At 58.0% G+C, this 12,176-nt stretch carries 13 protein-coding genes; 2 read left to right on the top strand and 11 right to left on the bottom strand.

Going from position 1 to position 12,176, the window contains the following annotated elements:
• Nucleotides 1–271 precede the first annotated feature (271 nt).
• From ACWPW2_RS05420 to sdhC, 4 genes are read right to left on the bottom strand one after another with little or no spacing between them, the layout of a single operon-like run.
• Nucleotides 272–988, bottom strand: coding sequence for a succinate dehydrogenase iron-sulfur subunit (locus ACWPW2_RS05420; RefSeq protein ID WP_023478213.1), 717 nt, complete (start codon nucleotides 986–988; stop codon nucleotides 272–274).
• Between the two features lie 16 nt (nucleotides 989–1,004).
• Nucleotides 1,005–2,771: a succinate dehydrogenase flavoprotein subunit gene (gene sdhA, locus ACWPW2_RS05415; RefSeq protein WP_034811756.1), complete on the bottom strand. Its 1,767-nt coding sequence runs from the start codon at nucleotides 2,769–2,771 to the stop codon at nucleotides 1,005–1,007.
• Nucleotides 2,771–3,118, bottom strand: a complete 348-nt coding sequence (gene sdhD, locus ACWPW2_RS05410; protein ID WP_023478217.1) for a succinate dehydrogenase membrane anchor subunit — start codon at nucleotides 3,116–3,118, stop codon at nucleotides 2,771–2,773. The genes sdhA and sdhD overlap by 1 nt, the downstream gene beginning before the upstream one ends.
• A complete protein-coding gene (gene sdhC, locus ACWPW2_RS05405) occupies nucleotides 3,112–3,516 on the bottom strand; it encodes a succinate dehydrogenase cytochrome b556 subunit (RefSeq protein WP_034811753.1) in 405 nt (134 codons plus the stop codon). The genes sdhD and sdhC overlap by 7 nt, the downstream gene beginning before the upstream one ends.
• A 324-nt stretch (nucleotides 3,517–3,840) precedes the next feature.
• Here sdhC and ACWPW2_RS05400 point away from each other — a divergent pair, with 324 nt between their 5' ends.
• Nucleotides 3,841–3,948, top strand: a complete 108-nt coding sequence (locus ACWPW2_RS05400; RefSeq protein WP_420028337.1) for a hypothetical protein — start codon at nucleotides 3,841–3,843, stop codon at nucleotides 3,946–3,948.
• 203 nt (nucleotides 3,949–4,151) lie between these two features.
• Nucleotides 4,152–5,438, top strand: a complete 1,287-nt coding sequence (locus ACWPW2_RS05395) for a citrate synthase (protein ID WP_023478210.1) — start codon at nucleotides 4,152–4,154, stop codon at nucleotides 5,436–5,438.
• 456 nt (nucleotides 5,439–5,894) lie between these two features.
• Here the strand turns inward: ACWPW2_RS05395 and nei are convergent, their stop codons facing one another.
• The 7 genes from nei to ACWPW2_RS05360 are packed head-to-tail and all read right to left on the bottom strand — an operon-like array spanning nucleotide 5,895 to nucleotide 12,149.
• Nucleotides 5,895–6,686, bottom strand: coding sequence for an endonuclease VIII (nei, locus tag ACWPW2_RS05390; RefSeq protein ID WP_454121830.1), 792 nt, complete (start codon nucleotides 6,684–6,686; stop codon nucleotides 5,895–5,897).
• Between the two features lie 12 nt (nucleotides 6,687–6,698).
• Complete coding sequence (pxpA, locus tag ACWPW2_RS05385; protein WP_454121829.1) at nucleotides 6,699–7,439, bottom strand: 5-oxoprolinase subunit PxpA; 741 nt, start codon at nucleotides 7,437–7,439, stop codon at nucleotides 6,699–6,701.
• Nucleotides 7,429–8,361: a 5-oxoprolinase subunit PxpC gene (gene pxpC, locus ACWPW2_RS05380; protein ID WP_312121649.1), complete on the bottom strand. Its 933-nt coding sequence runs from the start codon at nucleotides 8,359–8,361 to the stop codon at nucleotides 7,429–7,431. The genes pxpA and pxpC overlap by 11 nt, the downstream gene beginning before the upstream one ends.
• Nucleotides 8,355–9,011, bottom strand: coding sequence for a 5-oxoprolinase subunit PxpB (gene pxpB, locus ACWPW2_RS05375; protein WP_454121828.1), 657 nt, complete (start codon nucleotides 9,009–9,011; stop codon nucleotides 8,355–8,357). Before pxpB ends, pxpC begins: the two co-directional genes overlap by 7 nt.
• An 11-nt stretch (nucleotides 9,012–9,022) precedes the next feature.
• The gene (locus ACWPW2_RS05370; protein WP_094420463.1) at nucleotides 9,023–9,766 is read right to left on the bottom strand and encodes a type 2 GTP cyclohydrolase I; all 744 of its coding nucleotides are present in this window, start codon (nucleotides 9,764–9,766) and stop codon (nucleotides 9,023–9,025) included.
• 9 nt (nucleotides 9,767–9,775) lie between these two features.
• Entirely contained in the window at nucleotides 9,776–11,188 is a 1,413-nt protein-coding gene (gene phrB, locus ACWPW2_RS05365; RefSeq protein ID WP_454121827.1) for a deoxyribodipyrimidine photo-lyase, read from the bottom strand.
• A gap of 7 nt (nucleotides 11,189–11,195) precedes the next feature.
• Nucleotides 11,196–12,149, bottom strand: a complete 954-nt coding sequence (locus ACWPW2_RS05360; protein ID WP_034811748.1) for a YbgA family protein — start codon at nucleotides 12,147–12,149, stop codon at nucleotides 11,196–11,198.
• Nucleotides 12,150–12,176 lie beyond the last annotated feature (27 nt).

The raw sequence follows: 12,176 nt of genomic DNA, 5'->3' as shown, positions 1-12,176 counted from the left end.
CGGGTTCTTTGACCCGCGAAGGAACCTTTAAAAACAGCCTAATCTTCGTTGTTCGGGCTGCGACGGCGTTGGCTGCCTTTACTCATTCCGGTCACATAACTCCCCGGGATGTGCTCAGTTGCTGCCTTGTCTCGCGCCAAACATCTCAATTATGTTTCAGTGGCGGTTTTTAGAGGTTTCTGCTGCTTTTACTCGCCCGGTGCGCTTGCGCTTACCGGGCTACTCAATACTGTAGGCCGGATAAGCGCAAGCGCCATCCGGCTTTACTTTTTTATGCACTGCGTTGCAACAACATTGACTTAATGTGGCCAATGGCGCGCGTCGGGTTCAGCCCTTTCGGACATACACTGACGCAGTTCATGATGCTGTGGCAGCGGAATACGCTGAAAGCATCGCTCAGGCCATCGAGGCGTTTGTCCGTTTCCGTATCGCGGCTGTCGATCAGGAAGCGGTACGCCGCCAGCAGGCCTGCCGGGCCGATGAATTTCTCCGGGTTCCACCAGAACGACGGGCAAGAGGTCGAGCAGCAGGCACAGAGAATACACTCATACAGACCATCGAGTTTCTCACGCTGTTCAGGCCCCTGCAGGTGCTCACGCGCCGGCGGATTTTGCCCATTATTCAACAGGTAAGGCTTAATTTTTTCATATTGGGCATAGAACTGCCCCATGTCCACCACCAAATCGCGAATTACCGGCAGACCCGGCAGCGGGCGGATCACAATCTTCTTCTTGCCGTTGCCAAGCGCGGAAATCGGGGTGATACAGGCCAGCCCGTTTTTGCCGTTCATGTTCAGACCATCGGAACCGCACACCCCTTCACGGCAGGAGCGGCGGAACGACAGCGTGGAGTCGGTCTCTTTCAGCTGCATTAACGCATCAAGCAGCATCATGTCGCGACCCTCTTCCGATTCGAGGGTGTAATCCTGCATACGCGGCGCGTCGTCGACGTCCGGGTTATAGCGATAAATCGAGAATTCGAGTTTCATCAATCCTGTCTCCGCATTAATAAGTACGAATCTTCGGCGGGAACGCCGGACGCAGTTTCGGTTCCATATTGACGCTGCGACGCGTCATAGATTCCGTCTCTGGCAGGTACAGGGAGTGACACAACCAGTTCTCATCGTCACGATCCGGATAGTCGAAGCGGCTATGCGCGCCACGGCTTTCGGTTCGGAAGTTGGCAGAAACCGCCGTTGCATAGGCCGTTTCCATCAGGTTATCCAGTTCCAGACACTCAACGCGCTGGGTGTTGAACTCGCTGGAGGTGTCGTCCAGACGGGCGTTTTTCAGACGCTCGCGGATCACTTTCAGCTGCTCCAGGCCCTTCGCCATCGCATCGCCTTCACGGAAGACCGAGAAGTTGTGCTGCATACACTCTTGCAGCGCTTTACGAATGGTGACCGGATCTTCGCCATCGCGGTTGTTATTCCAGCGGTTAAGGCGCTCAAGGGAGGCGTCGATATCGGAATCGCTGGCATCACGCAGCGCGCCCTGCTCGGCGATAGACTCCTGCAGATGCAGGCCCGCGGCGCGGCCAAACACCACCAGGTCGAGCAGCGAGTTGCCGCCCAGACGGTTGGCGCCGTGTACCGATACGCAGGCAATTTCGCCGACCGCGAACAGACCCGGAATAACAACGTCTTCGCCCTGGGCGTTAACGGTCAGCGCCTGGCCGGTTACTTTGGTCGGAATACCGCCCATCATGTAGTGGCAGGTCGGGATAACCGGGATCGGCTCTTTGACCGGATCAACGTGGGCAAAGGTGCGCGACAGTTCAAGGATCCCCGGCAGGCGCGATTCGAGCACCTCTTTACCGAGGTGATCGAGTTTCAGCTTGGCGTGCGGGCCCCATGGGCCATCGCAACCGCGGCCTTCGCGAATTTCGATCATGATCGAGCGCGCAACCACGTCGCGGCCCGCCAGATCTTTCGCGTTCGGCGCATAACGCTCCATAAAGCGCTCGCCATGTTTGTTCAGCAGGTAACCGCCTTCACCACGGCAGCCTTCAGTGACCAGCACGCCCGCACCGGCGATACCGGTCGGGTGGAACTGCCACATCTCCATATCCTGCACCGGAACACCGGCACGCAGCGCCATCCCAACACCGTCACCGGTGTTAATGTGTGCGTTGGTGGTGGACTGGTAAATACGCCCCGCCCCGCCGGTTGCCAGCACGGTTGCGCGCGCTTTGAAGTAAACCACTTCACCGGTTTCGATACAGAGCGCGGTACAGCCGACCACCGCGCCATCCTGGTTTTTCACCAGATCGAGCGCATACCATTCGGAAAAGATGGTGGTGTGGTTTTTCAGGTTCTGCTGATAAAGGGTGTGCAGCAGCGCGTGACCGGTACGGTCAGCTGCGGCCGCCGTACGTGCCGCCTGCTCGCCGCCGAAATCTTTCGACTGACCGCCAAACGGACGCTGATAGATACGGCCATCTTCCAGACGGGAAAACGGCAGGCCCATATGTTCCAGCTCAAGAATCGCTTCCGGGCCGGTTTTACACATATATTCAATGGCGTCCTGGTCACCGATATAGTCGGAGCCTTTTACCGTGTCATACATGTGCCATTCCCAGTTATCTTCATGGGTATTGCCCAGCGCAACGGTGATACCGCCCTGCGCAGAGACAGTGTGGGAACGGGTTGGAAAGACTTTAGAGAGCAGCGCACAGGTTTGCCCGCTCTGGGAAATTTGCAGCGCCGCGCGCATACCTGCGCCACCTGCGCCAATTACAACAGCATCAAATTCTCTGACTGGCAGTTTCATTACACACCCCACACCACAACGAATCCATAAATGACGTACGCGAGCAGCGCAACAACAATCACCAGCTGCAGCAGCAGGCGCGTTGCAACGTGTTTAACGTAGTCGGTCAATACCTGCCACATACCGATCCACGCGTGGATCAGGATGGAGAAGAGCGCCAGCAGGGTAAAGACTTTCGTGAAGGCGGAGGAGAAGAAGCCCGTCCAGACACCCCAGGTCACTTCGCTGTGCAGCGCGAAAAAGCCGACCATGTAGATGATGTATAACGTCAGGACAATAGCGGTAGCACGGACGAGAATAAAATCATGTACGCCGTTGCGTCCTAATGCGGAGGCGTTGCTTACCATACGAGGACTCCTGCGAGAATTGAAAGCACGACAGTGATCACAAAAGAAATATTAGCGGAACGTTTTCCTGCGGCGAAGTTCTCTTCCAGCCAGCCAAAATCCATAAACATGTGGCGAATGCCGCCGACAGCGTGATACGCCAGCGCGGTAAGGATGCCCCAGAAGATGAATTTGACGAAGAAACTGCTCATGATGGCAGAAGCGGCCTGGAAGCCCTCTTCAGATGACAGCGACAAGCCCAGTAACCACAACAGAATGCCGAGCGCCACAAACGTGATGACACCGGAAACGCGGTGGAGAATGGAAGCTATAGCCGTAACAGGAAACTGGATCGTTGTTAAATCCAGATTGACAGGTCTTTGTTTTTTCACATTTTTTATCATGAATAACGCCCACATGCTATTCTTATAGTTTCCTTCCTCCGGTCTGCGTGCGGGTCAGACAGCGTCCTTTCTATAACTGCTCGTCATGCAAAAAATGTGCTTCCAGATGCTAAACGACAGGTTACAACGCTGGGTGGCTCGGGATGGCAGGGTATTCCGGAGACCTGGCGGCAGTATAGGTCGTTCACAAAATCATTACAATTAACCTACATATAGTTTGTCGGGTTTTATGCAGAACAGTGACCGAGGTCACGATAACAACATTATTTTAAAATTTAATCATCTGATTTGACAAAAGTTAAACATTCTTGTTACAAACTACGCCAGAAAGAACTTATAATGCTTAAAAGTTATGGGGTCTTGCTTTCACCTGAGAATAAGTTATGTAACAGTGTGATGGTATTGACCGATTTAATTAGGACAGTTATTAGTGATATACAGGTTTGATAAATTCGGACTGCTAAGACGCTGATTTGCTGTTTTTTCACTGTATTTTCAATGTATATCTGCACGCGCCTATCGCTCTGTACCCTGGTATCTCCTCTTCGCAGAGCAGCGAGCTATATAACAATTCGTTAACATTGACGGTCAAGTGAAGGCAAACCCGGTGGCTGGCGGTCTTAAGCAATAAGGCGCTAAGGAGACCGTAAATGGCTGATAAGAAAGCAACCATCACCTACAATGGTGACGATGCTATTGAACTGGATGTGCTACAAGGCACGCTCGGTCAGGATGTTATTGATATCCGTAGTCTCGGTTCAAAAGGGGTTTTCACTTTTGACCCAGGTTTTACCTCAACCGCATCATGCGAATCGAAAATCACCTTTATCGACGGCGATGAAGGGATTCTGCTGCACCGTGGCTTCCCCATTGATCAACTGGCGACTGAGTCCAACTATCTGGAAGTCTGCTATATCCTGCTGTACGGCGAAAAACCGACTCAGGAGCAGTTTGAAGAGTTCACGCTGACGGTAACCCGCCACACGATGATCCATGAGCAGATTACCCGTCTGTTCCACGGTTTCCGTCGCGACTCGCACCCGATGGCCGTGCTGTGCGGTGTGACCGGCGCGCTGGCAGCGTTCTATCACGACTCGCTGGATGTGAACAACCCGCGCCACCGTGAAATCGCCGCGTTCCGTCTGCTTTCCAAAATGCCGACCGTGGCCGCGATGTGCTACAAGTACTCCATCGGTCAGCCGTTTGTTTATCCGCGCAACGACCTCTCCTATGCGGGCAACTTCCTGCACATGATGTTCTCCACGCCGTGCGAACCGTACGAAGTGAACCCGGTTCTGGAACGCGCCATGGATCGTATTCTGATCCTGCACGCTGACCACGAGCAGAATGCGTCCACCTCTACCGTGCGTACCGCAGGCTCGTCGGGCGCGAACCCGTTTGCCTGTATCGCGGCTGGTATCGCTTCCCTGTGGGGACCGGCGCACGGCGGCGCGAACGAAGCCGCACTGAAGATGCTGGAAGAGATCAGCACCGTTAAACACATTCCGGAATTCCTGCGTCGCGCCAAAGATAAGAACGATTCGTTCCGTCTGATGGGCTTCGGTCACCGTGTCTATAAGAACTATGACCCGCGCGCTACCGTAATGCGTGAAACCTGCCATGAAGTGCTGCGTGAACTGGGCACCAAAGACGATCTGCTGGAAGTGGCGATGGAGCTGGAGCACATTGCGCTCAACGACCCGTACTTCATCGAACGCAAACTCTACCCGAACGTTGATTTCTACTCTGGCATTATTCTGAAAGCGATGGGGATCCCGTCGTCCATGTTTACGGTGATCTTCGCGATGGCGCGTACCGTGGGCTGGATTGCGCACTGGAACGAGATGCACGATGACGGTATTAAGATTGCCCGTCCGCGTCAGCTCTATACCGGTTACGAAAAACGCGAGTTTTCGTCAGATCTGAAAAAAGATTAATCCCCGCTAATGCCCGGTGGCACTCCGCTTACCGGGCCTGCACCTGCACTACCCCGTAATATTGCCCGATGGCGCTTTGCTTATCGGGCCTACGATTACACTTCCCCGCTCAATGACACGATGACGCTGCGCTTATCGGGCCTACGATGCACTGGCATGCACCGGAACAATTGCCCGATGGCGCTGCGCTTATCGGGCCTACGAATGCACTGGCATGCACCTGAACAATTGCCCGATGGCGCTGCGCTTATCGGGCCTACGATTGAACTGGCATGCACCTGAACAATTGCCCGATGGCGCTGCGCTTATCGGGCCTACGATTGAACTGGCATGCACCTGAACAATTGCCCGATGGCGCTGCGCTTATCGGGCCTACGTTGGTTGAGGTGGTTCGATCCCGTAGGCCGGATAAGGCGCAGCCGCCATCCGGCACGTTCTCGTTTATCGCTGACTCGTTTACCGCTGGCACCCCGGGCACCAATAAAAGGGTCGTGAGGAGAGCGTCGTCTTCTCAATGATCCCGCCACAACGCTCGCACTTCTTCCCGGCCCGATGAAACACCTTAAAGCGAAACAGCGCCCCGTGATGCTTCTTCTCATCGACACGCCCACGGGTTTGATACGAGAGACGCGGGATCGCCAACAACGCCTCTGCCAGCAGATCCAGCTCGCTCTCGCTAAGCTGCTCTGCTTTGCGCTGCCCGGTCAGCCCGCTGTGCCAGAGAATTTCGACGCGCAAATAGTTACCGAGTCCCGCGAGAAACGCCTGGTCGAGCAGCAGCCCGGCAAACTGCCGACGCCGATAGCGCGGCGACAGCAAACGCGCTCTCACCTCCTCCACCGTCAGGCGCATATCCAGCACGTCCGGCCCTACGCGCAGCAAAAAGGGGTGCTGCGCCAGTTGCTCCGGCGTCAGCAGCGCAATCTCCGAGGCGCTGTAGAGCAAAATCGCTTTATCTGCCGCCTGCAAACGTACGCGCAGCACGCGGTTGGTTTCCGGCACCTCGCCCGCCTTCACCACGCGCCAGACGCCGTAAAGCTGATTGTGGCTATAAAGCGTTAACCCGCCGGAAAAGTGCGTTAACAGCGCTTTGCCGCGTGTCTCGATGGCATCGATCTGCTGCCCCACCAGCCCGGCGGCATAATCAGTAAGATGCGGCTGGGCAAACCAGACCTCGGTCAGCGGTTTCCCCTTAATCGCGGCTTCCAGCGTATCCGCCGCGCGGCGGATCTCCGGTCCTTCCGGCATGAAAACTCCTTATCAGCGTGATGAAACGGTAATGCCTTCGGCAATAAACGCGGCGCGTAAACGGCGGGCAAAAGCCAGCGCATGCGCGCCATCGCCATGCAGGCAGACCGTTTGCGCATTAACGGGCGCATAGTCACCCTCAACGCTTTTGACGCGCCCGCGCTGCACCATCTCGAGCGTCTGCGCCAGCGCCAGTTGCTCATCTTCAATTAACGCGCCCGGCTCACCGCGCGGCACAAGCTGTCCACTGGGCTGATAACCGCGATCGGCGAATACCTCTTCACGCGTCGCTAACCCCAGCCGCTCGCCTGCGCGGATCAGCTCGCTGCCCGCCAGCCCGACCAGTTTTAGACCGGGATCGAGATCCCGCACTGCGCTGGCGATAGCATCGGCAAGCGCCGTATCTTGCGCCGCCTGGTTGTAGAGCATGCCGTGGGGTTTCACATGCGAAAGGCTCGCGCCGCGGGATTTCGCCAACGCCCCCAGCGCACCACACTGGTAGAGCACTTCGCTATAGACCACGTCCGGCGCGGTGGTCATTCTCTTGCGGCCAAAATTCTCGCGATCGAGAAATGACGGGTGCGCACCGATAGCGACGTTATTCGCCAACGCCAAATCAATGCAGGTGAGCATGGTAGCGGCATCGCCGGCGTGAAAGCCGCAGGCGATATTCACTGAGCTCACCACCTGCATCAGTTCGCGGTCGTTTTCGGCAAAGCCTTCGCCGATATCGGCGTTTAAATCAATCCGCATCGCGCAGCCGCCACGCCAGTTGATCGAGGAACAGGCGCTGTTCGCGCCGTGCCTGCAACGCTTCGTCGAGCGAGCACTGCACAAAGTGCACGGGCTGACCGAGGCGAATTTGTGCCAGACGGTAGAGATCGGCTTCGATAATGCAGGCAATACGCGGATAACCACCGGTGGTCTGGCAGTCATTCATCAACACGATCGGCTGACCATTTGCGGGCACCTGGATAACGCCGGGCAGCAGCCCGTGGGAGAGCAGATCCCGCTCGGTTGTGCGCACCAGCGGCTGGCCCTGCAGGCGGTAGCCCATGCGGTTGCTCTGCGGATTGATATGCCACGGCAGACGCCAGAATGCCTCCTGGGAGGCGGCATCAAATTCGTGATACTCCGGCCCCGGCAGTGCGCGGATACGGTTCGTCCACAACAACTGTTTCACGCCCTGCTGCGCGCTGAAGTCCCGCGCAGGTGTGCCGAGCGGCAGCGTGTCGCCATCGCGCAGCAAGCGCCCCTCCAGCCCGCCGATAGCGGTTTTCAGATCGGTACTGCCCGATCCCATTACTTCCGGCAGATCGAAACCGCCGGCGACCGCGAGATAGCTACGCACGCCAAAGCGCGGGCGATTCAGCACCAGCCGCTGCCCGGCCTTCGCCGCAAAGCGCCAGCCGGTCCAGACGTCCGAGCCATCAAGCGTCGCATCGCAGCCCGCGCCGGTGAGAGCAAACCAGCAATCGCGGGCGAACTCCACTTCGCACTGGCCGAGGGTGATCTCAAGTGCGGCAGCATCCGGCGCGTTGCCGACCAGCGCATTGGCAATCTCCAGCGCCGGGCCATCGAGCGCGCCGCTGTAGCTGACGCCGGACTGACGCAGGCCGATGCGTTTGCCGCCCTGCAACGAGGTATACATCCCCGCGCGAAGAATTTTTAACATACGCCCTCCTTGCGCGGGATAAAGCGCAGCGTATCGCCAGGCCGCAGCAACGACGGCTCCGCTAAGCGCGAGTTAAACAGCGTCAGATCGGTACGCCCAATCAGGTTCCAGCCGCCGGGGCTCTCCAGCGGGTAAATCCCCGTTTGCGCGCCGCCAATGCCGACCGACCCGGCAGGCACGCTGACGCGTGGCTCCGCCCGACGTGGCGTCGTGAGCGCCTCCGGCATGCCGCCGAGATAGGGGAAACCGGGCTGAAAACCGATAAACCACACCCGGTATTCGATGGAGGCGTGCAGCTCCACGACCTGCTTCTCGCTCATGCCGCAGTGGTCGGCGACCCGCGCCAGATCCGGCCCGGCCTCGCCGCCGTAAACCACCGGGATCTCAATCGCCCGCGACTCCGGCTCCAGCGCCTCGCTCTCTTCCCACCAGCGTTGCAGATGCTCAATCGCATCCAGCGCCAGCGTGGTCGGATCGCGCAGCACCACGGTAACGTTATTCATCCCCGGGATCGCTTCCACCACCTCCGGGAATGTCGCCAGCCGCTGCGTCAGCCGCCAGATACGCTTTTGCGTCGCCAGCTGCACCGGCGGCTCCAGCTCCAGCACGACGGCGGTTTCGCCTAACAGATAACAACGCGCTCGCTGCACTTGCCTGCTCCTTACGCCGGGTTAGGGATATCGATAAAGGTCACATCCAGATCGGTATTGGCGGTGAGCCACTCGCCGAGGGCGCGAATGCCGCCGCGCTCGGTGGCGTGGTGCCCGGCAGCGAAAAAGTGCAGCCCCTGCTCGCGCGCGGAGTGAATGGTCTGCTCCGACACTTCGCCGGTGATAAAGGCATCGACGCCGAAGGCCGCAGCTTTATCAATAAAGCCCTGACCGCCGCCGGTACACCACGCCACGCGCTTGATGGTGGCAGGCCCGGTATCGCCGCACCACAGCGGCTTGCGCCCGAGACGCGCTTCGATCCATGACGCCAGTTCGAGACCGGGAACCGGCATCGACAGCTCGCCCCACGGCACCAGCGGTTCAATCTCCCCCTGCACCGTAATACCAAGCAGTGCGGCAAGCTGCACGTTATTCCCCAGCTCCGGATGGGCGTCGAGCGGCAGATGCCAGCCGTAGAGGTTGATATCGTTCGCCAGCAGGGTTTTCAGGCGGTTACGCTTCATGCCGCGAATGATCGGCGCTTCGTTTTTCCAGAAGTAACCGTGATGCACGATCACCGCATCAGCTTCAAGGCGCACGGCTTCATCCAGCAGCGCCTGGCTTGCGGTCACGCCGGTGACGATTTTGCGGATCTCTTCTCGCCCTTCAACCTGCAGGCCGTTCGGGCCGTAATCGCTGAACGCCGCACTGTTGAGCTTTTCGTTAATCAATTTTTCCAGTTCGGTATTTTTCATGCTCACTCTCTACCCTTTTCGCGCGGCTTCATAGGCCGCCAGCGTGGCGCTTCGCGCCTGTTTATGATCGACAATCGGGCGTGGATAATCGAGCTTAACGCCCTGCTTATCTGCCCAGACCCAGGGTTGATGAATAGCCTTCGGCGGCACGTTTTTCAGCTCCGGCAGCCAGCGGCGAATAAACTCACCGTCCGCATCGAAGCGCTCGCCCTGGGTGGTCGGGTTGAAGATACGGAAGTACGGCGCGGCATCGGTGCCGGTTGAGGCCGCCCACTGCCAGCCGCCGTTATTCGCCGCGTAATCGCCATCCACCAGTTGAGCCATAAAATAGCGCTCTCCCACCCGCCAGTCGATAAGCAGGTCTTTGATCAGGAAGCTGGCGGTAATCATACGCAGACGGTTATGCATCCAGCCAGTCTCATTCATCTGACGCATCGCTGCATCAACAATCGGATAGCCGGTGATCCCCTTTTTCCACGCCTCCAGATGCTGCGGGTTATCCTGCCACTGCAACTTCTCCGTCCACGCGATAAACGGGCGGTGCTTGCACAGCGCCGGATAGTAGGTAATGAGATGACGATAAAATTCGCGCCAGATAAGCTCGCTCAGCCATACCGCGCCCGGCCCGCCCTCCAGCACACCCGGCTGCTCAGCGAGCAAGCGGTGCAGGCACTGGCGCGGCGAAAGCGCGCCGATGGCGAGGCTCGCCGAGAGACGACTGGTGCCTTCGATAGCGGGGAAATCGCGCTGCTGCTCATACTCTGCCACCTGGTGCTGGCAGAAGTGACGCAGTCGGGCGATGGCCTGCTTCTCATCAGGCGGGAAGAGTTTTTCGTCAAAGGGCTGCTGCGGGTAGTTGAGCGACAGCGGTTCAACCTTGATCGCCCCGCCCTCGCGCGGCTGCGGCGCAGCAACGCACTCCGGCAGATCCTCTTTTAAACGGCGCAAAAAGGCGTTTTTAAAGGGGGTGAAGACTTTAAACATCTCGCGATTGCCGGTCATTACGCTGCCGGGTGCCAGCATCACGCTGTCATCAAACCCCTGGCAGGCGACGTTGGGGATCGCTTTCTCCACCGCCGCATCGCGCTGGCGCTCATTTAGCTCGTACTGATAGTTGTAAAAAAGATGGCTGACCTGCTCCTGCTCGCAGACCTCAGCGACTGCCTGCACGCTGGCGGCAAAGTCATCCACTTCGCGGTAGATAAGCTCAATGCCGCGCCCGGCGAGCGCCTGTTGCAGTGCATTGAGATGGGACTCAATCAGTGCAGCCTGTCGCGGTGCCATCAAGTGCTGTTGCCACTGCTTCGGCGTGGCGATAAAGAGGGCTTTTACTGTTGCGTTCGCGCTGCGGCAGGCCGCCGCCAACGCGAGGTTATCGTGCACGCGCAAATCCGTGCGAAACCAGACCAGATGAGTGGTCATAATGCTCCTAATGTCCGTAACGTAAGCGCAGCGCTTCCGGCCAGGGGTCAAAATAGCGCTGTCCGGAGAGATAAGCGTCCGGGAATTCTGCCATATAGTGTTTCAGTAAGGTGACGGGCGCCAGCAGCGGCTGAATGCCCTGCCGGTAGCTGTCGATAAGCTTCGACAGCTCTTCACGCTGGCGGGCATTAAGCTGTTTGCGGAAGTAGCCCTGCACATGCATCAGCACGTTGGTGTGGTTACGGCGAGTGGCCTGGTGTGAGAGCAGATCCATCAGGCGTTGGCGATACTCCACAAACCACTCGTCGAGAGAGGCCCACTCATGGATGGCGGCGACAAAACGCCCCAGTTCGCGGTATTTCGGCTGCGAATGCGCCAGCAGCAGCAGCTTGTAACGGCTGTGGTAGGCGATAAGTTCGCCACGCGTCAGGCCACGCTCGCGCACGCTGTTCAGTTCATGCAGGGCGTAAATACGCTCAACAAAGTTCTCGCGAATATGGGGATCGTGCAGGCGACCATCCTCCTCCACCGGCAGCCACGGATGGGTCTCCATCAGAATGTCGGTAAAGATGCCGCGCCCGGCTTTGCGGTTGTTTTTGCCATCCGCGTCGTATACGCGCACCCGCTCCATGCCGCAGGAGGGGGATTTGGCGCAGACGATGTAGCCGCACAAATGGTCGAGACGACTGACGCGCTCGCGGGAGAAGTGCGCCATCTGCTCGGTTAAATCTCCTTCCCGCTTGTCGCTAAAGCGCAGCGAAACTCCGCTCTCCTCTTTGACCAACCGCAGCGCCGGACGTGGCACCGGCAGGCCAATGGCCATCTCCGGGCAGACTGGCTCAAAACGCATCCACGGTGATAGCTCTTCAACTGCGAAGGCAAGCCGCTTATGGCCGCCGTCAAAACGGACTTGTTCCCCTAATAAACAGGCACTGATGCCGACAGGGATTTTCTCACTCATAGCGACTCCTTGATTAGACATAGTCAT

This window comes from Kosakonia sp. Marseille-Q7440 (assembly GCF_965119485.1).
This window is presented reverse-complemented; position numbering and strand designations above follow the sequence as displayed.